This is a genomic window from Algibacter pectinivorans, assembly GCF_900112595.1.
In the GTDB taxonomy this organism is placed as follows: domain Bacteria; phylum Bacteroidota; class Bacteroidia; order Flavobacteriales; family Flavobacteriaceae; genus Algibacter_B; species Algibacter_B pectinivorans.
The window spans coordinates 129,325-152,582 of record NZ_FOMI01000001.1 but is presented as its reverse complement, the minus strand read 5'-3'; the positions used below and the strand labels follow the sequence as shown (position 1 = coordinate 152,582).

The 23,258-nt window shown below is 34.9% G+C and carries 28 protein-coding genes; 21 read left to right on the top strand and 7 right to left on the bottom strand.

Translation table 11 applies throughout. The features are described 5' to 3' along the window. Positions 1-1,398 (top strand): DUF5723 family protein, encoded by a 1,398-nt coding sequence (locus BMY96_RS00705; RefSeq protein ID WP_092847793.1) that lies wholly within the window; start codon positions 1-3, stop codon positions 1,396-1,398. Next, positions 1,395-2,249: a hypothetical protein gene (locus tag BMY96_RS00700; protein WP_092847788.1), complete on the top strand. Its 855-nt coding sequence runs from the start codon at positions 1,395-1,397 to the stop codon at positions 2,247-2,249. Before BMY96_RS00705 ends, BMY96_RS00700 begins: the two co-directional genes overlap by 4 nt. Before the next feature lie 157 nt (positions 2,250-2,406). Here the strand turns inward: BMY96_RS00700 and BMY96_RS00695 are convergent, their stop codons facing one another. Beyond that, positions 2,407-3,690 carry a replication-associated recombination protein A gene (locus tag BMY96_RS00695; RefSeq protein ID WP_092847786.1) on the bottom strand — a complete coding sequence of 428 codons (1,284 nt, stop codon included), beginning with the start codon at positions 3,688-3,690 and terminating at the stop codon, positions 2,407-2,409. A gap of 259 nt (positions 3,691-3,949) precedes the next feature. Here BMY96_RS00695 and BMY96_RS00690 point away from each other — a divergent pair, with 259 nt between their 5' ends. Next, positions 3,950-4,696: a rhomboid family intramembrane serine protease gene (locus BMY96_RS00690; RefSeq protein ID WP_092847783.1), complete on the top strand. Its 747-nt coding sequence runs from the start codon at positions 3,950-3,952 to the stop codon at positions 4,694-4,696. Between the two features lie 19 nt (positions 4,697-4,715). On the opposite strand, the gene rlmB is transcribed toward BMY96_RS00690, so the two are convergent. The 6 genes from rlmB to BMY96_RS00660 all read right to left on the bottom strand — a co-directional run bounded on the left by rlmB (position 4,716) and on the right by BMY96_RS00660 (position 13,391). Continuing rightward, entirely contained in the window at positions 4,716-5,450 is a 735-nt protein-coding gene (gene rlmB / locus BMY96_RS00685) for a 23S rRNA (guanosine(2251)-2'-O)-methyltransferase RlmB (protein ID WP_092847781.1), read from the bottom strand. A gap of 61 nt (positions 5,451-5,511) precedes the next feature. Further along, entirely contained in the window at positions 5,512-6,039 is a 528-nt protein-coding gene (locus BMY96_RS00680) for a lipid-binding protein (RefSeq protein ID WP_092847779.1), read from the bottom strand. A gap of 15 nt (positions 6,040-6,054) precedes the next feature. Beyond that, positions 6,055-6,807: a BT_2262 family domain-containing protein gene (locus tag BMY96_RS00675; RefSeq protein WP_139205198.1), complete on the bottom strand. Its 753-nt coding sequence runs from the start codon at positions 6,805-6,807 to the stop codon at positions 6,055-6,057. Between the two features lie 13 nt (positions 6,808-6,820). Continuing rightward, positions 6,821-8,311 carry a SusD/RagB family nutrient-binding outer membrane lipoprotein gene (locus tag BMY96_RS00670; RefSeq protein WP_092847774.1) on the bottom strand — a complete coding sequence of 497 codons (1,491 nt, stop codon included), beginning with the start codon at positions 8,309-8,311 and terminating at the stop codon, positions 6,821-6,823. Between the two features lie 19 nt (positions 8,312-8,330). Continuing rightward, a complete protein-coding gene (locus tag BMY96_RS00665; RefSeq protein WP_092847771.1) occupies positions 8,331-11,579 on the bottom strand; it encodes a SusC/RagA family TonB-linked outer membrane protein in 3,249 nt (1,082 codons plus the stop codon). 117 nt (positions 11,580-11,696) lie between these two features. After that, complete coding sequence (locus tag BMY96_RS00660; RefSeq protein ID WP_092847768.1) at positions 11,697-13,391, bottom strand: BamA/TamA family outer membrane protein; 1,695 nt, start codon at positions 13,389-13,391, stop codon at positions 11,697-11,699. Between the two features lie 177 nt (positions 13,392-13,568). Between BMY96_RS00660 and rpsL the strand changes: the two genes are divergently transcribed. From rpsL to rpsN, 18 genes are all read left to right on the top strand, one after another. Beyond that, positions 13,569-13,943: a 30S ribosomal protein S12 gene (gene rpsL / locus BMY96_RS00655; RefSeq protein ID WP_019386263.1), complete on the top strand. Its 375-nt coding sequence runs from the start codon at positions 13,569-13,571 to the stop codon at positions 13,941-13,943. A gap of 21 nt (positions 13,944-13,964) precedes the next feature. Continuing rightward, positions 13,965-14,441 (top strand): 30S ribosomal protein S7, encoded by a 477-nt coding sequence (gene rpsG, locus BMY96_RS00650; RefSeq protein WP_092847766.1) that lies wholly within the window; start codon positions 13,965-13,967, stop codon positions 14,439-14,441. A gap of 3 nt (positions 14,442-14,444) precedes the next feature. Beyond that, positions 14,445-16,571: an elongation factor G gene (gene fusA, locus BMY96_RS00645; RefSeq protein WP_092847763.1), complete on the top strand. Its 2,127-nt coding sequence runs from the start codon at positions 14,445-14,447 to the stop codon at positions 16,569-16,571. 11 nt (positions 16,572-16,582) lie between these two features. Then, a complete protein-coding gene (rpsJ, locus tag BMY96_RS00640) occupies positions 16,583-16,888 on the top strand; it encodes a 30S ribosomal protein S10 (protein WP_007650482.1) in 306 nt (101 codons plus the stop codon). Positions 16,889-17,011: 123 nt separating this feature from the next. After that, on the top strand, positions 17,012-17,629 hold the full coding sequence (gene rplC / locus BMY96_RS00635) for a 50S ribosomal protein L3 (protein WP_092847761.1): 618 nt from the start codon (positions 17,012-17,014) through the stop codon (positions 17,627-17,629). Next, positions 17,629-18,258: a 50S ribosomal protein L4 gene (gene rplD / locus BMY96_RS00630; protein WP_092847758.1), complete on the top strand. Its 630-nt coding sequence runs from the start codon at positions 17,629-17,631 to the stop codon at positions 18,256-18,258. Before rplC ends, rplD begins: the two co-directional genes overlap by 1 nt. Before the next feature lie 5 nt (positions 18,259-18,263). Continuing rightward, a complete protein-coding gene (rplW, locus tag BMY96_RS00625; RefSeq protein ID WP_072399589.1) occupies positions 18,264-18,554 on the top strand; it encodes a 50S ribosomal protein L23 in 291 nt (96 codons plus the stop codon). Between the two features lie 10 nt (positions 18,555-18,564). Further along, a complete protein-coding gene (rplB, locus tag BMY96_RS00620) occupies positions 18,565-19,392 on the top strand; it encodes a 50S ribosomal protein L2 (RefSeq protein ID WP_092847755.1) in 828 nt (275 codons plus the stop codon). A 3-nt stretch (positions 19,393-19,395) separates the two neighbouring features. Continuing rightward, a complete protein-coding gene (gene rpsS / locus BMY96_RS00615) occupies positions 19,396-19,674 on the top strand; it encodes a 30S ribosomal protein S19 (protein ID WP_034043300.1) in 279 nt (92 codons plus the stop codon). Between the two features lie 6 nt (positions 19,675-19,680). Then, complete coding sequence (rplV, locus tag BMY96_RS00610) at positions 19,681-20,088, top strand: 50S ribosomal protein L22 (RefSeq protein WP_092847751.1); 408 nt, start codon at positions 19,681-19,683, stop codon at positions 20,086-20,088. Positions 20,089-20,096: 8 nt separating this feature from the next. Continuing rightward, positions 20,097-20,816, top strand: a complete 720-nt coding sequence (gene rpsC, locus BMY96_RS00605; protein WP_092847748.1) for a 30S ribosomal protein S3 — start codon at positions 20,097-20,099, stop codon at positions 20,814-20,816. Positions 20,817-20,837: 21 nt separating this feature from the next. Continuing rightward, positions 20,838-21,257, top strand: coding sequence for a 50S ribosomal protein L16 (rplP, locus tag BMY96_RS00600; RefSeq protein WP_092847745.1), 420 nt, complete (start codon positions 20,838-20,840; stop codon positions 21,255-21,257). A 12-nt stretch (positions 21,258-21,269) separates the two neighbouring features. After that, the gene (gene rpmC / locus BMY96_RS00595) at positions 21,270-21,461 is read left to right on the top strand and encodes a 50S ribosomal protein L29 (protein ID WP_092848742.1); all 192 of its coding nucleotides are present in this window, start codon (positions 21,270-21,272) and stop codon (positions 21,459-21,461) included. Between the two features lie 12 nt (positions 21,462-21,473). Beyond that, on the top strand, positions 21,474-21,731 hold the full coding sequence (gene rpsQ / locus BMY96_RS00590) for a 30S ribosomal protein S17 (protein WP_019386276.1): 258 nt from the start codon (positions 21,474-21,476) through the stop codon (positions 21,729-21,731). Between the two features lie 2 nt (positions 21,732-21,733). Continuing rightward, positions 21,734-22,102 (top strand): 50S ribosomal protein L14, encoded by a 369-nt coding sequence (rplN, locus tag BMY96_RS00585; protein WP_069831953.1) that lies wholly within the window; start codon positions 21,734-21,736, stop codon positions 22,100-22,102. A gap of 15 nt (positions 22,103-22,117) precedes the next feature. Next, positions 22,118-22,429 carry a 50S ribosomal protein L24 gene (rplX, locus tag BMY96_RS00580; RefSeq protein WP_092847742.1) on the top strand — a complete coding sequence of 104 codons (312 nt, stop codon included), beginning with the start codon at positions 22,118-22,120 and terminating at the stop codon, positions 22,427-22,429. 2 nt (positions 22,430-22,431) lie between these two features. Next, positions 22,432-22,983 carry a 50S ribosomal protein L5 gene (rplE, locus tag BMY96_RS00575; RefSeq protein WP_092847740.1) on the top strand — a complete coding sequence of 184 codons (552 nt, stop codon included), beginning with the start codon at positions 22,432-22,434 and terminating at the stop codon, positions 22,981-22,983. Between the two features lie 3 nt (positions 22,984-22,986). Continuing rightward, on the top strand, positions 22,987-23,256 hold the full coding sequence (rpsN, locus tag BMY96_RS00570; RefSeq protein WP_040278732.1) for a 30S ribosomal protein S14: 270 nt from the start codon (positions 22,987-22,989) through the stop codon (positions 23,254-23,256). Positions 23,257-23,258: the final 2 nt, after the last annotated feature.

Below are 23,258 nucleotides of genomic sequence, written 5' to 3'. Positions count from 1 at the left end.
ATGAAAGCAATTAGTCTATTATTAATACTTATAAGCTTTGTGTGTTTTAGCCAAAATAAGCAACTATTGTATGGGTTTTCAGAGATTCCACAATCTCTTCTTACTAACCCTGGCGGAAGGGTAACTAATAGGGCCTATTTTGGAATTCCGTTTTTATCGCATTTTCATGCCAATGGAGGTTCGTCTGGAGCAACCATTTACGATTTATTTGCTGCCGATGGTGTAGATTTTAGCACAAAATTTAGGCGGGTTGTTTATGATGCCAAACCAGGTGATTTTTTTACCGCCAATCAACAACTAGAAATAGTTTCTGGTGGTTTTGCCATTGGGCCTAGTTACAATAAAAACCAATACTTAAGTTTTGGAGTGTATCAAGAATTCGATTTTTTAACCTATTTCCCTAAAGACATTGCGGTTTTAGCCTTAGAAGGTAATCAAAATAATATTGGCCAACGGTTCGATGTTAGCACTGTTAGTGCCATGGCTGAGGTAATCGCCGTGTGGCATGTAGGCTACAATAAAAAAGTAAATGAGAAGTTCACCTATGGTGCAAGAGGTAAAATTTATTCCAGCTTAATTAACGCTACCTCAAATAAAAACGAAGGCTATTTTACCACGGTAGAAGGAGAAAATAATTTTTTTCGGCATATTTTTAATTTAGATACGGCGTTAAGAACCTCTGGATATGCCTTAAATGGTGAAGACAATGCTTTTGAACCAAAGGATGTTGTAACACGAACATTATTAGGAGGGAATTTAGGACTTGGTTTCGACATGGGGGTTACCTATAATTTTGATAAGCAATGGACTTTCGATGCGAGTTTGCAAGATGTTGGTTTTATAAGACATAGCAAAGAAGTGGAAAATTACGAAGTTAAAGGCGAGTTGATTTTTGAAGGTGTAGATCCTATTTTTTTTGATACAAATGAAGGAGATACTGCCGATGAGTTTTATAGTGCCATTGAAGACGAGTTTGAAGATTTATTTGATACCAACGAGAATGCTGATGCGTACACGACTTGGAGACCAATTAAATTTAATGCTTCCTTAAATTATGCCTTTGGTAAAAAAAGGTTAAAGTTGTGTAATTGTTTGGCAGACGAACAACCTTATATGAACAGGGTAGGCGCGCAGTTGTATGCTATAAAACGACCTAAAAGCCCTCAGTTAGCATTAACAGCATATTATTACCGAAGACTTTTTAAAGGCTTAAGAATGAAGGCTACGTATACTATAGATTCATATACATTCAATAATATAGGTTTAGGAGTATCTGCTCATATAGGAGGTGCTAATTTTTATGTGTTAGCCGATAATTTTTTGCAATATCAAAATATTTACGATGCACAAAGTGTATCTTTACAATTAGGTTTTAACTATATATTTAATAATAAATGAAAATTAAATTTTTAACTTTAGGGATTATAACATGTCTTTTCGCTAATGCCTTATTTGCACAGGCTAATATTAATAGTTATAAATATGTAATTGTATCAAATAAATATGATTTTTTAAAAGAAAGTGATCAATATCAACTTAATTCTCTTACTAAGTTTTTGTTTGAAAAATACGGTTTTAAGGCAATTATGGAAGGGGCTGATTATCCAGATGAACTTAATATAAACAGATGTCTTGCTTTGTTTTGTGATGTTGTAAAGGAATCAAGTATGTTTAAAACTAGGCTTGCTGTAACGCTTAAGGATTGTAAGGATAAACTAATTTATACATCCAAAATGGGAGAAAGTAGAGAAAAAGAATATAGGACAGCCTATAATTTAGCTTTACGTGATGCTTTTAAATCTATAGAAGCCTTAAATTATAAGTATCAGCCCAATGAAACTTTATTAAATATAGTAACACAGCCTCAAGTAAAACCAGAAAATACCGAGCAAATACAGCATTTAAAAAAGGAAATAGAATTATTAAAGCAAGAAAAAGAGGAAAAAGTGGTAGCAGTAAGTGCTCCTAAAGCACCTGCTAAACCTAAGGCCGTGGCGCAAAAAGTTGTTGAAGATGTTGCTGTAATACAAGGCACATCAAACGTATTGTATGCGCAGGTTATTGATAATGGTTTTCAGTTGGTTGATAGTTCTCCAAAAGTAGTATACCGTATAAAAAACACGAATTTAAAAGATGTGTATTTGGTTGTGGGTAGCAGCGCTATAGTGTATAAAAAAGGTAACGATTGGGTTATTGAGTACTATGCTGGTGGTAATTTAGAGCAAGAAACTCTCAATATAAAGTTTTAAAGTTTATTTTGAATAACGCGGTTTGCGTTAGGGATTGAACGGTTTGTTTAAGCTCCCCGACCTAAGGAGGGAGCGAGTAGTGAAAGCCCGACCTTTTGCGATCCTGCAAGGTTTTTTTACCTGGCAGGTATGAGAAAAAGGTAACGCCCTAAATATTTTAATAGTTGTATTTGTCTTTCCAGCGTTGTTTTAAAAACTCTCTGTGTGCGTTTTCGCGAGCATTATTTCCGGGGTCGTAAAGTTTTTGGTTTTTAATTTCGTCTGGTAGAAATTCTTGTGGGGCAAAATTATTTTCGTAATTGTGTGCGTATTTGTAATTGTCGCCATACCCGAGCTCTTTCATTAGTTTAGTGGGAGCGTTTCTAATTTCTATAGGCACGCTTAAATCGCCGGTTTGTTTAACTAATTGCTGTGCCATACCAATGGCCATGTATGAGGCGTTACTTTTTGGCGAACATGCCAAATAAGTGGCGCACTGGCTTAAAATAATGCGGGCTTCTGGGTAGCCAATGGTAGTAACGGCCTGAAATGCGTTATTGGCAATTACAAGTGCCGTTGGGTTGGCGTTACCAATATCTTCGCTTGCCGAAATGAGTAAACGTCTTGCAATAAATTTTACATCTTCGCCACCTTCAATCATTCGAGCTAACCAATATACGGCGCCATTTGGGTCGCTACCACGAATGGATTTTATAAACGCCGAAATAATATCGTAATGCTGTTCGCCCGTTTTGTCGTAACGTACGGTGTTGTTTTGTATGTTTTCTAAAACAGCTTCGTCGGTTATAACAATATTGTTGGTGCTAAAGGAATTTACTAAAAGCTCGAAAATGTTTAGTAATTTTCTAGCATCGCCACCCGATAGCCTTAATAGGGCATTGGTTTCCTTAAGGGTTATATTTTTTTTAGAAATATGCACATCGGTTTCGATAGCGCGTTTTAAAAGGGTTTCTAAATCGGTTTTATCGAAAGCATTTAAAATATAAACCTGACAGCGCGATAGTAGTGCGGGTATAACCTCGAAACTTGGGTTCTCGGTAGTGGCACCAATTAGTGTAATCCATCCTTTTTCTACGGCTTGTAATAGCGAGTCTTGTTGTGATTTACTAAACCTATGGATCTCGTCAATAAACAAAATTGGGTTTTTTGTGGTAAATAAACCACCACTTTGTTTGGCTTTATCAATAACCTCTCGAATATCTTTAACCCCAGAATTTATGGCACTAAGTGTGTAAAATGGTCTGCCAGATTCGGTAGCAATAATGTTGGCTAAAGTTGTTTTTCCGGTTCCTGGAGGTCCCCAAAATATTATCGACGGAATTAAACCCTGTTTTATATGTTGCGATAATGCACCACCTTCGCCCACCAAATGGGCTTGACTTACGTAGTCTTTTAAGGTTTTTGGCCGCAAGCGTTCGGCTAAAGGAGCATTGTCGTTCATGGTTACAAAATTAAAGTAAAATTTTCGTTTTATGCATTTACATAGCAATGGAAATGGTTTTCTTTTTAGTTTGGGCGTGTCCCCCGAAGAGAAATCAGGGGGCGGGCTTGAGTTTATCCTGAGCGGAGTTGAAGGGTTATAAGTCCTCGTACTTCCTTCGTCGTGCTGTGGGCTTTCCTCAGCAATGCCTCAGCGGGTGTTTAACTGCCAATTTAGCACGAAACTTAAAGTTGGATAACTATTTGCTAAATTTATAACAATGAAAAATAAAGAACATTTTCAATTCTCTACGGGCGTAATTGCGTATCCTGTTTTTTTTGTACTTGCCATTTGGCTTATATTTTGGTTTGAAGTGCGGTTTGGTTATAATTTTAGTAAATATGGGGTGTATCCGCAAACTTTAAAAGGGTTACGAGGCGTTTTACTGAGTCCTTTTATTCATGGCGACATCAAACACATATATCATAATACGGTGCCTTTATTTGTTTTATCTACAGCTTTGTTTTATTTCTATAGGCATATTGCTTGGAAAGTCCTGTTTTGGGGAATTTTGTTATCTGGCTTTATTACTTGGTGCATAGGTAGGCCATCGTACCATATAGGTGCTAGCGGACTTATTTATGTATTGGTAAGTTTTACGTTTTTTAAAGGTGTATTTGCTAAACATTACCGTTTAATAGCCTTGTCGTTACTTGTTATATTTTTATACGGAAGTATGATTTGGTATACCTTACCTATAGAGCAAGGTATATCTTGGGAAGGGCATATGGCAGGTTTAATTACGGGCTTGTTATTTGCTTTTATTTTTAGAAAAGAAATAGCAAAACCTAAAAAGTATATTTGGGAACAAGAACATTATAAAGAAGAAGACGATCCTTTTTTACAGCATTTCGATGAAAACGGCAATTTTATAGAATCTGTTGAGCCGGAAATTGAAGTAGAAGAGGAGGAACCTTTGCAATTTAAGTATCACTTTAAGAAGGCTAGCGATAAGAATATTGATTAGTTTATCTACAGCTTACAGTCTACAGTCGCTGTCTTACCACTTCGTATAAAAAAGCACCACAGGCTACAGACACGTTTAAAGATTCAATGTCTCCTAGTAAAGGTAGTTTTGCCTTGGTATCTACAACTTTTAAGGTAGAAGGGTTTATTCCTCTGCCTTCCGATCCCATAATTATAGCACAAGGCTCAACAAAGGATACATCGTATAATGTATTGTTAGTTTTCTCGGTAGCAGCTATAACTTTTACGCCAGATGCTTGCATGTAAAAAACAGCATCCTTAATATGGTCTACTTTACAGATAGGAATTTTAAATACAGCGCCAGCACTTGTTTTTATTGTATCTCCATTAACTGGAGCGCTACCATTTTTTTGAATTATAATACCGTTAACACCTGTACATTCTGCCGTTCTAATAATGGCGCCAAAATTACGCACATCACTTAGTTGGTCTAATAATAAAAACAGGGGTGTTTTACCAGATTCTATAACACTTGTAACTAAGGTTTCCATGTCGTGAAACTCAATAGGCGATATTTGCGCAACGGCACCCTGGTGGTTGTTTTTGGTTAACCTATTCAGTTTTTCAACAGGAACATACGATTTGTTTATGGACTTTTTATTCAATAAAGATTCTAGCTCACCAAATAGCTCGCCTCTTTCTCCTTTTTGAAGAAATACTTTATCGATAGTTTCACCTGCATTTACGGCTTCTATTATAGCGCGTATCCCGAATATTTGTGTTTGGTTTTCCATTGGGGTAAAGGTATAAAAAAACCACTTCGTTAGAAGTGGTTTTTTATAATTTTAAGAATTATTATTCGTAATGTGGGTTATCATCACCTACGAAACCTGTTCTTTTATGGCCTTTAAAAATATAAACCGTACCAGGATCCCAACTAAATTCAGCTTCAAAATAGATAGCATCTACTACGGTGTTACTAGCTGTTGTAAAACTGTCTTTAGTTATTTGTCCGTTACTAATAGTTACAGTTTCACCTGTGTATAACTCAGCTGTATTAGCTTCGCTAGAAAAGGTTAAAGACGATAAATCTACTGTTCCTTTAGATTTTAATTGGAAAAATGTGTTATGATCATCAATCCAAAAATCGAAATTGTTTTCAGATGAGTTATAGATGTCATAAAGTACGTAATCACCAGCAAAAGCAGGAGTTTCACCATCAGTTTCTAATCCTATTATGTACCAAGATCCTGTAACTTCTTCAATTACAATATCGCTTGCGTCTGGTTCAGATTCTACACCTTCACAAGCTGTAAAAGAAGCCATCATTACTATGCTAAAAAATAAATAGCTTAATTTTTTTAATATTATATTATGTTTCATGTTTTTATCTTTTTATTAATAGTAAATTTCAGTTTGAGTAAATACTGTCTCAAATGAGAAACCAAAGCTCCAATCAACAACAAGAACAAGAGTCTTATCATCTGGGTTTACTTTTAAACTTACAAATGTATTTACACCTCCAAATGTATTAGTGGTAACTGTACCTTCTGCAGTAAAATCGTTAGCAGAAATATCATTAGCTTTTAGTATTAATCCTGGAGTACCATATGAAGGTCCTAAACCTCTTCCAAATTCGTACCAACCACCTTGAGCATCAGAAAACGCATATCTGTCATCACCTAAATCTTTAATAATAAAAGGGCCATTATCTTGATAGCCATCTGGCGAACTTCCATCTCTAGCTACAGATGCTGTATAAACTCCTGCTATACTGGTAACCAAATCTCCATTACATTCAGGCCATAACACCTCTCTAAATGCTGTTGCTGGAATGTCGTCGACATTAAAAGCGCTATAGGCTACTGAATAGACATCAGGACCTTCAATTGATGTTCCGCCAAAGTAAGTTCCAGTGATTTTGGTATTTAACTCTATTTCTTCTCCGGCAACTGAGGCAACAGCTCCTGGGTCAGAATAAGAAGTTGCATCACAATCTAGAACAACATCTGCTCCCTCAAGTTCAATTAGAGGAAGGAAAGTTACCTCTGAACTATCATCTGCACCAGGTGATTCTACACTAGGATCACAACTGGTTAATATCAACCCTAAGATTGAAAACGTACATAATATTAATTTATATTTTTTCATTTTTTTTTTTTTTTTAATTATCCCAAAATATGGCATCAGTAATTTGTCTTTGTGGTAAAGCATTTGGATTTAAACTTCTTTCAGACTCTGGGTATAGCCATGTTGAAGGAAATGTTCCACTTGATAATACAGAAGCTGGAGGTGTTTGAAAAATTCCATCAGAAAATACTCTACTTGCTGGTCTATCAAATCTTCTAGTTTCAATCCAACCTTCGTCTTCTTGTGTACCATTTAAAGATATCCATTTTTGTACAGCTATCATGTCTATTCTGTCATCTAAAGGAGCAGAAACTGAGTATCCTAGCGTACCAATGTAGCTAGCAGAATCGGTTAGTTCCATATAGCTAAAATTCAAATCAATTGCTGTTTCAAACGCCATAACTTCGTCGTCTGCAGTTCCATAACGTGCAGCTGCTTCAGCTCTTAAAAACCAAACCTCCCACGGACTCATTAAAATAGCTGGTTTGTCAGCTCCATAAGCATAGTCAGATGCCAAACTATAATCACTAGCTGGAGCTGTAAAAGGCTCATCATCAATGGTGCCTTGGTCAATACCTCGTAAGGATCCTTCAGCGGTTCCAGAAGTGGCTTTTGCGTATAATACTTGAGCTCTAGGATCGTTAAGTGATTCAAGTAAATTTATAGAAGCATTACTAGCAAAATAAAACATACCTACACCAAACTCAGCTCTAGCATACATCGGGTTTTGATCTCCAGATTTTCCAGAAAATGGTATAAACGGCATATCATCAATGGTCTCAACAAAAGTACCACTGTTTATTAATGCTTGAATTGCCGCACCTTGAGGATTAGATTCTGAAGTTCTCATTAAAACTCTTAATTTTAATGAATTAGCAAACTTAATCCATTTAGAAATATCACTAGTTTTTAAAACGTCGTCATCATAAAAGATAAAATCGTCGGTACCTGTTCTACTTATTTCATCGTTATCAGCTGAACTTAAATCTTCTAAAGCTTCATTCAATATGTTAACCAATTCAGGGTAAATAACTGTTTCAGCAGAGTCATAACTTGGTGTTAAATTAGATCCGTCTTCAATTGCTCCAGAAAGTGCCTCAGTAAATGGTACATCTCCAAAATGATCAACTAAACCTTGAAATAAATAAGCTTTCAATACATTAGCCATACCTTTATAGGCCTTGTTGGTACTATTTTTAGTTATATAATTCAAGTCTACAAGTGAGTTGGCATAAGCACGTTGCCAGTAACCATTAAAATCACCACCTGCAGATACATAACGCTCTTCATTTCCAATGGAAACACCAATACCCCATGTGTAGTACTGACTCCAAAGAAAGGATTCGCTGTAATTTAAATCTGTTTCAACAATATATCCCATAAAGCCAATAGCTGAGCTTAAAACTTGTGCGTCTCCAGCTGATGGGAAAGTGTTAGGGTCTATATTAACTTCTTCTAAGCTATCATTACATGAAAAGCTTAGTGTTAATAATAGAATAAGAAATATGTTTATTTTGTTCTTCATCGTATTATTATTTTTTTAATTAAAATGACAATTGTAAGTTCAGACCTAAACTACTTGAAGCAGGTGTCTGCGTTGTTTCAATACCTTGCCCATTACCTGTTGTACTCACACTACCACTAGAACTGGTGCTTATCCCATTAACTTCTGGATCAGCATATTTGTTTTCATCTGGTAACCAAAATTTAAGATTTTTACCAAATAATGATATTCTAGCATTTGTAAAGAATGTATTCTTTAAAAGATCTTTAGAAAATGTATAACTAAATTCTACTTCTCTTAATTTTAAGAAACTAGCATCAATCAGTTGCGTTGAAACTGGTGCATCATAATCAGTAAAATATGCTTGTTCGGTAATTTGAGTTGTGTTTTCAGAGAATGTACCATCTCCGTTATCTACTACAGAATTTGGAAAGATGAAAGGTTCTCTATTATAAACCGTGGTATTAACATTCGTACCATTAAAATTAGTGTTGTATTTGGTTTGTGAAGCAAATAGTCCACCTTCTTTCTTGTCAAATAAAATTCTAAATCCAAATCCTTTATAGCTTATGTTAGCACCAAAATTAAGTAAATAATCAGCTTGGTTATTACCTAAATAAACATCATCAGCAGGGTATTCTGGAAATCCATCAGCATTAACAATTACTTGACCTTGATCATTATATTTAAAATCATTACCCTTGAACGTACCAAATGGTAATCCTTCTTTGGCAACTATAGAAACCGTAGTTCCTGCAGCGAATCCAAAAGTTCCAATATTTAATTCATCTATATCATCTGTAATTCTAATAACCTCATTTTCATTTTTAGAATATGTTCCAAAGAACTCAACATCTAAACCGTCAACCAAACCTTTAATAGGTTTTAAAGTTAAAGATAATTCATGCCCTTTATTCTCCATTCTACCTATGTTACTAACGGTCTGCGTATAACCTGTAGATCGAGGAAGACTTATAGTTACCAATTGGTCATCATGAATCGAATGGTAATATGTATAACCTACACTAATTTTGTTTTTAAAGAAACCAAGATCGGTACCAACTTCGTAAGTAGTTGTTAATTCGGGTTTTAAGCCAGGGTTTCCAATTCTATTACCAATTGTAAAACCAGGAACACCATCTTTTGGAAAGTTAAGTGCAAAATCACCTAAATCTATAATTGAAGGGTTACCAACAAAATAAGAGTTAAGTAAATATAAATCAGCATCTTTACCAGATGTACCATAACTACCTCTTAATTTGGCATAATTTAAAACGTCATTCTTAATATCAAATAAATCTGTTAATATTACAGAAGCACCAACAGCACCGTATAAAAAAGAATTATTTTCTGTTGGAAGCGTAGAAGACCAGTCATTTCTTGCTGAAAATTCTAAAAATGCAGCATCTTTATATCCAATTGTTGCATTCGCTAAAACACCATAAATTCTGTATTTGTCTCTATACATGCTTGAGTTAGCTTGTTGTGTACTATTAGCTAAATTGTAAACATCTGGAACTACTAAACCACCTACAGTACTTCCTGTTAAACGTTGGCTTTTTCTTTGGAAGAAGTTGTAACCTGCAGCAGCTGTTAATGTAAGGTTATCACTAAATTCTGTATTGTAGTTAAACATTACAGTGGCATCAAGATTTTCTACTTTACGATTTGTATTTATATATTCTCCTAATGAACTGTGTTTAGTATCTCGGGCTGCTTGTTCTAAATTGTCTGTCCAAACTATTTGTTCAGCTGGTGAGAATGTTGGAGTCCATATATCTGTTTGAGTATTTACGATATTACCACCAAAACGTCCAGTAACTGATAAATTATCTAAAAAACTATAAGTTAAAGAGGCGTTAGCTAATACGTTATCGATATCGGCCTCATTTCCATATTCATTTAGGATATAGTATGGGTTTACTGAAGAGTAAGATCCCCAATATCCATTAATATCATGAAATGGACTTTTATAATCTCTTAACTCACTTAGTGGTATATTTACAGGCGATTGAACTGCCATTGCATAGGCGTTATTTCCTTCGAAGGCGCGAGATCCTTCTTGTGCAGTATTCTGTTTTACATTAGCATAACTTACTTTAAAATCAGATTTTAATCTATCGCTTAATTTTGCCGAAGCGTTAAAAGTTATGTTGTTTCTGTTATAAGACGTATTATCTAGCGTTCCTGTTTGGTCTGTATTACCATACGAAGCGTAGTAAGTAAAACCTTCTGTAGATCCAGAAAGATTTATATTATTAGTAATGGTATATCCAGTGTTGAAAAAATCTTGTAATTGATCTTGCACAGCGCTATATGGTCTTATTAAGGCTTCCAATGCTCCGTCTCCATCAGAATCAATTGGTGAAGTCCATGGTCTTACTACACCATCTAAAGCAGGACCCCAAGACCAGTTTTCACCAGAATCTAAGTGAAGGTTATCATAACCTTGTCCAAATTTACTTTGACGTTGTAAACTAACAATTGCTGTTTCCATTGATGTTGAACCATTATAGTTCACCTGCATTTTCTTTCCTTTACCAGTTTTTGTTGTAATAAGCACAACACCCGAAGCACCACGTGATCCGTATAGTGAGGTTGCAGATGGACCTTTTAAAATGGTTACAGATTCTATATCGTCTGGATTAACGTCATTGAATCTATTACCAAAATCAGAATATCCAGTAGTAGATGATCCAGCACCTCCAGAAGTGGAAGTATTATCGATTGCAACACCATCAATAACAATTAAAGCATTGTTATTACCAGTAAGGGATCCTGCACCTCTCAATACTATTCTTGTAGATGAACCAACTGATCCAGAGGCTGTTGATAGATTTACACCAGCCGTTTTACCTCTTAATGCTTCTAATGCGTTTTTGCTAGGCACTGAAAGTAAATCATCTGATTTAACCGTTTGATTGGCATAAACCGTTTCTTTTGCATTCCTATCACTACCAAAAGCAGTTACGACTACTTCCTCTAAAGACTCAGCGTCTTCTTGAAGAGTAACATTAACTGTATTGGAAGCTCCAATAGCAACTTCTTTAGTTGTATATCCAACAAAACTAAATACCAAGGTGCTTCCTTGACGGGCAGTTATTGAATAGTTACCATCGAAATCTGATGATGTACCTGATGAAGTACCTTTTACTAAGACAGTAGCTCCAGGTAGTGGGAGCCCTGAGGCATCCGATACTGTTCCTGAAATTGTCTTTTCTTGTGCGAACGTTAGTTGCACGACAAACGCTAGTAATAGCGTTAGAATTCCACTAAACTTTGTTTTCATTTTGTAATTATTTGAATTAGTCAATGCCAAAAATCATAAATTAAAGTTAATAAAACAATAAATTATGGTTAAAATTTGGTGAATCACTAATATTTTTGAGAATTTAATAATTGTGTACTAGAAATTAGCGATCAAACTGATGTGTACTTTAGAATTGGCTAATTTAAATGGTTTATTCTCATTTTTGCTATTAGCGTAGTTTAGCTTTAAAACACCTGATTTTGTAAGAATAGCTAAGCCTATGCCGTAGCTAAAAAGTGTATTCCTGTTGTTTTGAATGTTGTTTTCTAGGTAGCCAGAATCTAAGATACTGTGAATGTAAGTTGTGTTGTTTAGTTGGTATCTGTATTCGGTATTTAAAACAGCAAAAAAAGTGGCATTTAAACTGTTTTCTTCAAAACCTCTTAGTGAGTTTATACCGCCAAACCTTAGCAACTCGTTGTCAAAATAGTTGTCGGATATTAATGCTTTTCCTGTTGTTTTTAAAAAAAGACTGTTTTTGGTGTTAAAGTTTACAATTTTCATTAGGTCAAATAAAAATTGTGATTGTTTCTTTTTGTCGGTATCGCTAATTCTGCTTCCTAATCCCGTTTCAAAATAAATACGTGATTGTATAGGAAATAATAGGTTATTATATTGTGGTTTTATGAATTGGTATGCAAGGTTGTATTGTGTGGTAGTGTAATCATTTATAGTTAAACTGTTGTTATTTGCAAGTGTGTTGTTTGATTCAGTTGTAGTAACTCCTATAAATATTTTGTTGCTAGAGTTTAATTGGTAATGAAACTTAGCATTTTGGTTAACTGTAGTAAAAGAGCTGTCTTTTCTGAAGATTCTAAGCGAGAGGTTTACACCAATAGGCGAATTAAATAAATAGGGAAGCTCAGTGTTAACTTCAAATGTTTTTTGATCGTTTTCATCACTCTTATAAAGTAGGCTGAAAGTTTCTCCGAAATTTAAATTATTATTTAGGTTTAGGTTTAAATAACCATCGAATTCTAATTTATTGGTTTCCTCGTTTGTTCCAAACCCTAAAAAGCCATCAAAATTATTGCTTTTGGATTTTTCAAGGTATAAATACAAAGTTGTTGAATCTTTTAAGAATAAAACTTCAGGTGGTTTTACTTCTTTTGCAAATCTTAAATTGGATAATTGTTCTGTTTTAGTTCTTATGGTATTGATATCAAAGTCTTGATTTCGTCTTATTTTTAAGTAATGATGTGTGAAAGATTTTGGAAATTTTTCATATCCTTTACTTACAATCTTATTTATTCGTCGCTTTTCAATTAAGTTACCTGTGGTTAAATGGGCGTGTAATGTGGTTTTGTTTTTTATTTCAAGGTTTGAAAGTTTTACTTTTGAAAACGGGAAGCCTTTTTTTGATAATTCTGTGTTTAAGGTATATAATGCCTGTTCGATATTTTGAAATTTAAGTACAAAGTAATTAGTGTTTACTTGGTTAGAGATTAAGTTTAGCGTAGAGCTATCTATTTTTTTGTTATCATAAAAAATGTATAGGGAGTCAAATTTCTTTTTTAAGTGTATGGTAGATTGAAATGTACTATCGTTTGTCTTTTTTAACTCCCATATTTTATTTTCAATGTAACCTAGTTTTGCTAAGTTTTTTTTTGTTAAGCTGTTTTCGTTTTTTAGTGATTCTAAGTCTTTGTGAGTTTTAAGGTAACCAATAGAGTCTATTATCCTTGTTTCTGTTTCGTTTTCGCCTTTAATAGATAGTATTAAATTTTGGCTTACACTCTCTAAATAAAAAAGTGTATATATAATAAGGAATAAGTACCAAGTTTTTTGCACTTTTTTGAACGGCTTTTTTTATGTAAATCTAACGTAAAATATAAGTTTATAATATAGCGAATGTTATTATTTTTGAAAACTCTTAAAAATTAACCGATTAGGATTTGAATTCTAAAAATTAATTTCTACATTTGCACCCCTCTTAAAAGAGGATAATAAAATTTATATATAATATATATGCCAACAATTTCGCAATTAGTAAGAAAAGGAAGAGCCAAAATAACCAAGAAGAGTAAATCGGCTGCTTTAGATTCTTGTCCGCAAAGACGTGGTGTGTGTACTCGTGTTTACACAACAACTCCTAAAAAACCAAACTCAGCAATGCGTAAGGTAGCAAGGGTTCGTTTAACAAACGGTAACGAGGTTAACGCATACATCGGTGGTGAAGGACACAATCTACAAGAGCACTCGATAGTATTGGTTAGAGGTGGAAGGGTAAAAGATTTACCAGGAGTTAGATATCACATTGTACGTGGTGCTTTAGACACAGCAGGTGTTTCAGGTAGAACGCAACGTAGATCTAAGTATGGTGCAAAACGCCCTAAAAAGTAATTAAAACTTTAAGAAGAAGACATGAGAAAAAGAGCAGCAAAAAAGAGACCGCTTTTACCAGACCCAAAATTTAACGATCAGTTAGTAACTCGTTTCGTTAACATGATGATGTGGGACGGAAAAAAGTCTGTCGCTTTTAAAGTATTCTACGATGCAATTGATATTGTAGACTCGAAAAAAACTGACGAAGAAAAAACAGGATTAGAAATCTGGAAAGATGCCTTATCTAACGTTATGCCTCACGTAGAAGTACGTAGTCGTCGTGTTGGTGGTGCAACATTCCAAATTCCAATGCAAATTCGTCCAGATCGTAAAGTTTCTACAGCAATGAAATGGTTAATTAGCTATGCTCGTAAAAGAAACGAAAAATCGATGGCGTTACGTTTAGCATCTGAGGTTTTAGCAGCAGCTAAAGAAGAAGGAGCGGCGGTAAAGAAAAGAGTTGATACTCACAAAATGGCAGAGGCTAACAAAGCATTCTCTCACTTTAGATTCTAAGACATGGCAAGAGATTTAAAATTCACTAGAAATATAGGTATTGCTGCACATATTGATGCAGGAAAAACTACTACAACAGAGCGTATACTTTATTATACAGGTGTTTCTCACAAAATTGGTGAGGTGCATGATGGTGCCGCTACAATGGACTGGATGGAGCAAGAGCAAGAGAGAGGTATTACAATTACTTCTGCTGCTACTACTTGTACTTGGAAGTTCCCAATTGAAAACGGAGAGCCAACACCTGAAACTAAAGGATATCACTTTAATATAATTGATACTCCGGGTCACGTAGATTTTACTGTAGAGGTAAATCGTTCTTTACGTGTACTGGATGGGTTAGTATTCTTGTTTAGTGCGGTTGATGGTGTTGAGCCTCAATCTGAAACTAACTGGAGACTTGCTGATAACTATAAAGTGCCTAGAATTGGTTTCGTTAATAAAATGGACCGTCAAGGATCAGACTTTTTAGGAGTTTGTCAACAAGTAAAAGATATGTTAAAATCAAATGCGGTGCCAATCGTTTTAAACATTGGTGACGAGGATGAGTTTAAAGGTATCATAGATTTAGTAAAAAACAGAGCTATTGTTTGGCATGATGAAACTCAAGGGGCAACTTTTGATGTTATTGAGATTCCAGACGATTTAAAAGAAGAAGCTCGTAAGTACCGTGCATTACTTATTGAAGAAGTAGCTGGTTACGACGAGAATCTTTTAGAAAAATTCATGGAAGATGAAGATTCTATTACAGAAGAAGAAGTGCACGCTGCACTTAGAGCTGCTGTAATGGATATGGCTATTATTCCAATGATTTGTGGTTCTGCATTTAAAAATAAAGGTGTTCAGTTCTTATTAGATGCTGTATGTCGTTATTTACCTTCTCCAACAGATAAAGAAGGTATTGTGGGTGTTAATCCAACTACAGAAAAAGAAGAAATACGTAAGCCAAGTGTTAAGGAGCCATTTGCAGCTTTAGCATTTAAGATTGCTACAGATCCTTTTGTAGGCCGTTTAGCATTCTTTAGAGCGTATTCTGGTCGTTTAGATGCTGGTTCTTACGTTTTAAATAACCGTTCTGGTAAAAAAGAACGTATCTCTCGTATCTATCAAATGCACGCTAACAAGCAAAATGCAATTGATTTTATTGAAGCTGGAGATATTGGAGCTGCTGTAGGATTTAAATCTATCAAAACAGGAGATACACTTTCAGATGAAAAGCACCCTATAGTATTAGAGTCTATGGACTTCCCAGATCCAGTAATTGGTATCGCGGTTGAGCCTAAAACTAAGGCTGATGTTGATAAATTAGGGATGGGCTTAGCTAAATTAGCTGAGGAAGATCCAACTTTTACTGTACGTTCAGACGAAGCTTCAGGACAGACTATTATTTCTGGAATGGGTGAGTTACACTTAGATGTAATTGTAGATCGTTTAAAACGTGAATTTAAAGTAGAGGTTAATCAAGGTCAACCTCAAGTTGAATACAAAGAGGCTATTACCGCTTCTGCTGATCATAGAGAAGTTTACAAGAAACAATCTGGTGGTCGTGGTAAATTCGCAGATATCGTATTTACTGTAGAGCCAGCTGATGAAGGTCAAGTAGGTCTTCAATTTGAATCTGTAATTAAAGGTGGTAACGTTCCTAAAGAATTTATCCCTTCTATTGAAAAAGGATTCAAACAAGCAATGGTTAACGGACCTTTAGCAGGTTACGAAATCGATGCTATGAAAGTTACTTTAAAGGATGGGTCTTACCACGATGTGGATTCGGATCAATTGTCTTTCGAATTAGCAGCAAAATTAGGTTTCAAAAACGTTGCAAAAGCAGCTAAGGCTGTTATTATGGAGCCTATTATGAAACTTGAAGTTATCACTCCAGAAGAAAACATGGGTGATATTGTAGGTGATTTAAATAGAAGAAGAGGTCAAGTAAGTGATATGGGAGATAGAGCTGGTGCAAAAACTGTAAAAGCTACTGTTCCATTATCTGAAATGTTTGGTTATGTTACAACTTTAAGAACTTTATCTTCTGGTCGTGCAACATCAACAATGGAATTTTCTCACTATGCTGAAACGCCTTCTAACATATCTGAAGAAGTAATTAAGGCAGCTAAAGGAGTTGAATCGTAAATCTTAAGAAAATGAGTCAAAAAATCAGAATAAAATTAAAATCTTACGATCACAACTTAGTAGATAAGTCTGCTGATAAGATTGTAAAAACAGTAAAGAGTACTGGTGCTGTTGTAACTGGACCAATTCCATTACCAACGCACAAGAAAATTTTCACTGTATTACGTTCTCCACACGTAAACAAGAAATCAAGAGAGCAATTTCAATTATCATCTTACAAGAGATTATTGGATATCTACTCTTCGTCATCAAAAACAATTGATGCGTTAATGAAGCTTGAGTTACCAAGTGGTGTTGAAGTAGAGATAAAAGTTTAATAATTAAACTTACATGTCCTGAGCTGCGTGCGAGGGAAAAACGGTAAAAATACAATTCAAGGCTGAAACGTATTTTCAGCCTTGAATTTTAATAACAAATAGTAATAAATTAAATAAATAATTATGTCTGGGTTAATTGGAAAAAAAATCGGTATGACCAGCATCTTTGATGAAAACGGGAAAAACATTCCTTGTACAGTAATCGAAGCTGGACCATGTATCGTTACCCAAGTCAGAACTGAAGAGGTTGACGGCTATTCTGCTGTTCAATTAGGTTTCGATGACGCGACAGAAAAAAGCGCTACTAAAGCAGACTTAGGTCATGCTAAAAAAGCGGGTACTTCTGTAAAACGCAAAGTTGTTGAATTCAAAGGTTTTGATGCGGAGTACAAATTAGGTGATGCTATAACTGTAGAACATTTCGCTGAAGGTGAATTTGTTGATATCGCAGGAACATCAAAAGGTAAAGGATTTCAAGGTGTTGTAAAACGTCATGGTTTCGGTGGTGTAGGTCAAGCTACTCACGGTCAACATAACCGTTTAAGAGCGCCAGGATCTATTGGAGCTGCATCTTACCCTGCTCGTGTTTTTAAAGGCATGAAAATGGCAGGAAGAATGGGTGGAGACACAGTTAAAGTTCAAAATTTAAGAGTTTTAAAAGTAGTTACTGAAAAGAATCTACTTGTGGTTAAAGGATGTGTTCCTGGTCACAAAAACGCTTATGTAATTATTAGAAAATAATGAAAGTAGCAGTTTTAGATATAAACGGAAAAGACACAGGTAGAAAGGCAGACCTTTCTAAAGATGTGTTTGCTATTGAGCCTAATAATCATGCAGTATATTTGGATGTTAAACAATATTTAGCAAACCAACGTCAAGGAACTCACAAATCGAAAGAAAGAGCTGAGATTTCTGGATCTACACGTAAGATTAAAAAGCAAAAAGGAACTGGTACAGCAAGAGCAGGTAGTATTAAGTCTGGTGTATTTAAAGGTGGTGGTCGTATGTTCGGTCCAAGACCAAGAAATTACAGCTTCAAACTTAATAAAAACTTAAAGCGTTTAGCACGTAAGTCTGCCTTAAGTATCAAAGCAGGAGAAAAGTCAATTACAGTATTAGAAGATTTTAATTTCGATAATGTAAAGACTAAAAACTTTACTGCAGTTTTAAAGGCTTTAGAGTTAGAAAACAAAAAAACACTGTTTGTGTTGGGTGGGTCAAATAATAACGTATATTTGTCATCGCGTAATTTAAAAAGCACAGAAGTTATAACTTCTTCAGAATTAAGTACTTATAAAATACTTAATGCAGGACAAGTAGTATTGTTAGAAGGAGCTTTAGCAGGAATTGAAACAAATTTAAGTAAATAGAAACAATGAGTATCTTAATTAAACCTATAATCACAGAAAAAGCGACAGCTAATAGCGAGTTGAGAAACTGCTACACTTTCGCAGTGAAAACTAAGGCGAACAAGGTAGAAATCAAAAAAGCGGTTGAGGCTGCTTATGGTGTTTCTGTTGAAAAAGTTCGTACTATAAATGTCCGTCCAGATCGTAGTACCAAGTTTACTAAAACTGGTATTCAACATGGTAAAACAAATGCTGTTAAAAAGGCAATTGTACAACTGGCGGAAGGTGAAATGATTGATTTATACAGTAACATGTAATTAAAGACAAATGTCAGTAAGAAAATTAAAACCAATCACACCAGGACAGCGATTTAGAGTAGTAAATGGTTATGACGCCATTACTACTGATAAGCCGGAAAAGAGTTTACTCGTTCCGAATAAAAGGTCTGGTGGTAGAAACAGTCAAGGAAAAATGACCATGCGCTATATAGGTGGTGGTCATAAAAGAAAGTATCGTATTATCGATTTTAAAAGAGACAAAGCAGGTATACCTGGTGAAGTAGCTTCAATCCAATACGATCCAAACAGAACAGCTTTTATTGCTTTATTGAATTATCAAGATGGCGAAAAAAGATATATTATTGCTCAAAATGGACTTCAAGTTGGGCAAAATGTAGTATCTGGTAAAGAAGGTGTTGCTCCAGAAATTGGAAATGCAATGCCATTAAGTGAAATTCCATTAGGAACTATTATTTCTTGTATAGAGTTACGTCCTGGTCAAGGAGCTATTATGGCTCGTAGTGCAGGTGCTTTTGCTCAATTAATGGCAAGAGATGGTAAGTTTGCTACAGTTAAGTTACCTTCAGGTGAAACAAGATTAATTCTTGCAGGATGTATGGCTACAATAGGTGTTGTATCTAACTCAGATCACCAATTATTAGTAGGTGGTAAAGCAGGTAGAACAAGATGGTTAGGAAGAAGACCACGTACTAGACCAGTAGTAATGAATCCAGTTGATCACCCAATGGGTGGTGGTGAAGGTAAGTCTTCAGGTGGACATCCTCGTTCTAGAAATGGTATTCCAGCTAAAGGTTACAGAACCCGTTCTAAAACTAAGGCAAGTAATAAGTATATTGTAGAACGTAGAAAGAAATAAGACATGGCAAGATCATTAAAAAAAGGACCTTACGTTCATTATAAATTAGAAAAGAAAGTAGCTGTTAATGTTGAGAATAACAAAAAGACAGTAATCAAAACTTGGTCTCGTGCTAGTATGATTACTCCAGATTTTGTTGGACAAACAATAGCAGTACATAATGGCCGTCAATTTGTACCAGTATATGTAACTGAAAACATGGTAGGTCATAAATTAGGAGAATTTTCACCAACACGTTCATTCCGTGGGCATGCAGGTGCTAAAAATAAAGGTAAAAAGTAGTAAGCTATGGGAAGTCGTAAAAAACAAATGGCAGACGCTATTAAGGAAGCAAAAAAACACGTTGCTTTTGCTAAGCTTAATAACTGTCCTACATCACCGAGAAAAATGCGTTTAGTAGCCGATTTAGTAAGAGGTGAAAAAGTAGAACATGCACTTAATATATTAAAATTCAACCAAAAGGAAGCTTCTGGTCGTTTAGAGAAATTGTTATTGTCTGCAATTGCAAACTGGCAAGCTAAAAACGAAGAGGCTAGTATTGAAGAGGCTGAATTGATTGTTAAAGAGATTAGAGTAGATGGCGGATCTATGTTAAAAAGATTACGTCCAGCACCTCAAGGTCGTGCACACAGAATTAGAAAACGTTCTAACCATGTAACAATAGTGGTAGGAGCTAATAATAACACACAAGCTTAATAAAGAGTATGGGACAAAAGACAAATCCAATCGGAAATCGCTTAGGAATTATCAGAGGATGGGAATCTAACTGGTACGGAGGAAACGATTATGGTGATAAACTTGCCGAAGACGATAAGATTAGAAAATACGTTCACGCGCGTTTATCTAAAGCTAGTGTTAGTAGAGTAATTATCGAAAGAACTTTAAAACTTGTAACCGTTACTATCACTACTGCTAGACCTGGTATTATTATCGGAAAAGGTGGTCAAGAGGTAGACAAGTTAAAAGAAGAGCTTAAGAAAATTACTGGAAAGGAAGTTCAGATTAATATCTTTGAAATTAAAAGACCTGAACTTGATGCGTTTTTAGTAGGATCTAGCATCGCTCGTCAAATTGAAAATAGAATATCATACAGACGTGCAATTAAGATGGCTATTGCTGCAACAATGCGTATGAATGCTGAAGGAATTAAAATCCAAATTAGTGGTCGTTTAAATGGAGCTGAAATGGCACGTTCAGAACACTACAAAGAAGGACGTATTCCTTTATCAACTTTTAGAGCCGATATTGATTATGCTTTAGTTGAGGCACATACTACTTATGGTAGATTAGGTGTTAAAGTATGGATCATGAAAGGTGAAGTATATGGTAAAAGAGAACTTTCTCCGCTTGTTGGATTATCTAAGAAGCAAGGAAAAGGTGGAGCCGGAAGAGGAGGAAACAAAGGACCTCGTCGTAGAAAGTAATTTTTTATAAATTAAAGAAAAATGTTACAGCCTAAAAGAACAAAATTTCGTAAACAACAAAAAGGACGTATGAAAGGACTCTCTGGTAGAGGTCATCAACTTTCAAACGGTACTTTTGGAATAAAAGCAATGGACGCTACGTTTATTACTGCTCGTCAAATCGAAGCAGCTCGTATTGCCGCCACTCGTTACATGAAAAGAGAAGGTCAACTTTGGATAAAAATATTTCCAGACAAGCCTATTACAAAAAAGCCTCTTGAAGTACGTATGGGTAAAGGTAAAGGTGCTGTCGAATTATGGGTAGCAGTATGTAGACCAGGTCGTGTTTTATTTGAAATTGGTGGTGTGCCATTAGACGTTGCAAAAGAAGCATTACGTTTAGCTGCACAAAAATTACCAGTAAAAACTAAGTTTTTAATCGCTCGCGATTACGAAGCATAATAATTTAAGATGATGAAACAATCAGAAATTAAAGAATTATCGGTAGCTGAGTTACAAGAGAAACTTGGTGAAACAAAAAAGAGTTATTCAGACCTAAAATTGGCTCATGCAATATCTCCTTTAGAAAATCCAATTCAATTACGTTCTTTAAGAAGAACAGTAGCTAGAATTGCGACTGAATTAACTAAAAGAGAATTACAATAATTCTGCTGAAAGATGGAAACAAGAAATTTAAGAAAAGAACGTATAGGAGTTGTTACTAGTAACAAAATGCAAAAATCAATAGTTGTTGCAGAGGTTAAAAAAGTTAAGCACCCTATGTATGGTAAGTTCGTGTTAAAAACAAAAAAATATGTTGCACACGACGAGACAAACGATTGTAATATTGGAGATACAGTAAAGATCATGGAAACAAGACCTTTAAGTAAATCTAAATGTTGGAGATTAGTAGAAATCCTAGAAAGAGCTAAATAATTATGTTACAGCAAGAATCAAGAATAAAAGTAGCAGACAATACTGGAGCAAAAGAAGTTTTAGTGATCCGTGTTTTAGGAGGTACTAAAAGAAGATATGCTTCTGTAGGAGACAAAATAGTTGTTTCTGTTAAGGATGCAACTCCTAATGGAAACATTAAGAAAAAAGCAGTTTCTACAGCAGTTGTTGTGCGTACCAAGAAAGAAGTAAGAAGACCAGACGGATCTTATATAAGATTTGATGACAATGCTTGTGTATTATTAAACCCAACGGGTGAAATGAGAGGAACACGTGTATTTGGTCCTGTTGCTAGAGAGCTTCGTGATAAACAATTCATGAAGATTGTATCATTAGCACCAGAGGTGCTTTAATACATTATAAGTAAGATGACAAAGCTTAAAATAAAAACTGGAGATACTGTAAGAGTTATTGCTGGAGATCATAAAGGATCTGAAGGTAAAGTTCAAAAAGTATTAATAGAAAAGAACAAAGCGATTGTTGAGGGTGTAAACATGGTAAAGAAACATACTAAACCAAGTGCACAAAACCCTCAAGGAGGAATCGTAGAGAAAGAAGCAGCTATTCATATTTCTAACTTATCATTGTTAACTTCAAAAGGAGAAACAACTAGAGTTGGTTATAAAGTAGAAGGCGATAAAAAAGTAAGATTTTCAACAAAATCTAATGAAGTAATATAGTTATGGCATATTCACCAAGACTTAAAGAAGAGTATAATAGCAAAATAATTGCTGCTCTTACAGACGAATTTGGATATAAAAATGTAATGCAAGTTCCTAAACTTACCAAGATAGTAATATCTAAAGGTGTTGGAGCTGCAGTTGCAGACAAAAAGTTAATCGACTACGCGTTAGAAGAGGTAACTGCTATATCTGGACAAAAAGCAATCGCTACATTATCTAAAAAGGATGTTGCAACATTTAAATTACGTAAAGGAATGCCAATTGGTGTTAAAGTAACTTTACGTGGTGAAAAAATGTATGAATTTTTAGACCGTTTAGTAACTTCTGCACTTCCACGTGTTAGAGATTTTAACGGTATAAAAGCTACAGGATTTGATGGTAGAGGTAATTACAACTTAGGAATTACTGAGCAAATTATATTCCCAGAAATTAATATTGATAAAGTTAATAAAATTTCAGGTATGGATATTACATTTGTAACTACTGCTGATACTGATAAAGAAGCAAAATCATTATTAACTGAATTAGGATTACCTTTTCAAAAAAACTAAGACATGGCTAAAGAATCAATGAAAGCCCGCGAGGTGAAAAGAGCTAAAACAGTAGCTAAATATGCTGAGAAACGTAAAGCTTTAAAAGAAGCTGGAGATTACGAAGCATTACAAAAGTTACCTAAAAATGCATCTCCTATTCGTCAGCATAATAGATGTAAATTAACAGGAAGACCAAAAGGATATATGAGAACCTTTGGTATTTCTCGTGTAACGTTCAGAGAAATGGCCAATCAAGGTCTTATTCCTGGAGTAAGAAAAGCTAGTTGGTAATA

What these genes read in the sequence shown, in the direction of transcription:
- BMY96_RS00705 (WP_092847793.1), top strand. Translation starts at nt 1, where the DNA reads ATGAAAGCAATTAGTCTATTATTAATACTTATAAGCTTTGTGTGTTTT.
- BMY96_RS00700 (WP_092847788.1), top strand. Translation starts at nt 1,395, where the DNA reads ATGAAAATTAAATTTTTAACTTTAGGGATTATAACATGTCTTTTCGCT.
- BMY96_RS00695 (WP_092847786.1), bottom strand. Translation starts at nt 3,690, where the DNA reads ATGAACGACAATGCTCCTTTAGCCGAACGCTTGCGGCCAAAAACCTTA.
- BMY96_RS00690 (WP_092847783.1), top strand. Translation starts at nt 3,950, where the DNA reads ATGAAAAATAAAGAACATTTTCAATTCTCTACGGGCGTAATTGCGTAT.
- rlmB (WP_092847781.1), bottom strand. Translation starts at nt 5,450, where the DNA reads ATGGAAAACCAAACACAAATATTCGGGATACGCGCTATAATAGAAGCC.
- BMY96_RS00680 (WP_092847779.1), bottom strand. Translation starts at nt 6,039, where the DNA reads ATGAAACATAATATAATATTAAAAAAATTAAGCTATTTATTTTTTAGC.
- BMY96_RS00675 (WP_139205198.1), bottom strand. Translation starts at nt 6,807, where the DNA reads ATGAAAAAATATAAATTAATATTATGTACGTTTTCAATCTTAGGGTTG.
- BMY96_RS00670 (WP_092847774.1), bottom strand. Translation starts at nt 8,311, where the DNA reads ATGAAGAACAAAATAAACATATTTCTTATTCTATTATTAACACTAAGC.
- BMY96_RS00665 (WP_092847771.1), bottom strand. Translation starts at nt 11,579, where the DNA reads ATGAAAACAAAGTTTAGTGGAATTCTAACGCTATTACTAGCGTTTGTC.
- rpsL (WP_019386263.1), top strand. Translation starts at nt 13,569, where the DNA reads ATGCCAACAATTTCGCAATTAGTAAGAAAAGGAAGAGCCAAAATAACC.
- rpsG (WP_092847766.1), top strand. Translation starts at nt 13,965, where the DNA reads ATGAGAAAAAGAGCAGCAAAAAAGAGACCGCTTTTACCAGACCCAAAA.
- fusA (WP_092847763.1), top strand. Translation starts at nt 14,445, where the DNA reads ATGGCAAGAGATTTAAAATTCACTAGAAATATAGGTATTGCTGCACAT.
- rpsJ (WP_007650482.1), top strand. Translation starts at nt 16,583, where the DNA reads ATGAGTCAAAAAATCAGAATAAAATTAAAATCTTACGATCACAACTTA.
- rplC (WP_092847761.1), top strand. Translation starts at nt 17,012, where the DNA reads ATGTCTGGGTTAATTGGAAAAAAAATCGGTATGACCAGCATCTTTGAT.
- rplD (WP_092847758.1), top strand. Translation starts at nt 17,629, where the DNA reads ATGAAAGTAGCAGTTTTAGATATAAACGGAAAAGACACAGGTAGAAAG.
- rplW (WP_072399589.1), top strand. Translation starts at nt 18,264, where the DNA reads ATGAGTATCTTAATTAAACCTATAATCACAGAAAAAGCGACAGCTAAT.
- rplB (WP_092847755.1), top strand. Translation starts at nt 18,565, where the DNA reads ATGTCAGTAAGAAAATTAAAACCAATCACACCAGGACAGCGATTTAGA.
- rpsS (WP_034043300.1), top strand. Translation starts at nt 19,396, where the DNA reads ATGGCAAGATCATTAAAAAAAGGACCTTACGTTCATTATAAATTAGAA.
- rplV (WP_092847751.1), top strand. Translation starts at nt 19,681, where the DNA reads ATGGGAAGTCGTAAAAAACAAATGGCAGACGCTATTAAGGAAGCAAAA.
- rpsC (WP_092847748.1), top strand. Translation starts at nt 20,097, where the DNA reads ATGGGACAAAAGACAAATCCAATCGGAAATCGCTTAGGAATTATCAGA.
- rplP (WP_092847745.1), top strand. Translation starts at nt 20,838, where the DNA reads ATGTTACAGCCTAAAAGAACAAAATTTCGTAAACAACAAAAAGGACGT.
- rpmC (WP_092848742.1), top strand. Translation starts at nt 21,270, where the DNA reads ATGAAACAATCAGAAATTAAAGAATTATCGGTAGCTGAGTTACAAGAG.
- rpsQ (WP_019386276.1), top strand. Translation starts at nt 21,474, where the DNA reads ATGGAAACAAGAAATTTAAGAAAAGAACGTATAGGAGTTGTTACTAGT.
- rplN (WP_069831953.1), top strand. Translation starts at nt 21,734, where the DNA reads ATGTTACAGCAAGAATCAAGAATAAAAGTAGCAGACAATACTGGAGCA.
- rplX (WP_092847742.1), top strand. Translation starts at nt 22,118, where the DNA reads ATGACAAAGCTTAAAATAAAAACTGGAGATACTGTAAGAGTTATTGCT.
- rplE (WP_092847740.1), top strand. Translation starts at nt 22,432, where the DNA reads ATGGCATATTCACCAAGACTTAAAGAAGAGTATAATAGCAAAATAATT.
- rpsN (WP_040278732.1), top strand. Translation starts at nt 22,987, where the DNA reads ATGGCTAAAGAATCAATGAAAGCCCGCGAGGTGAAAAGAGCTAAAACA.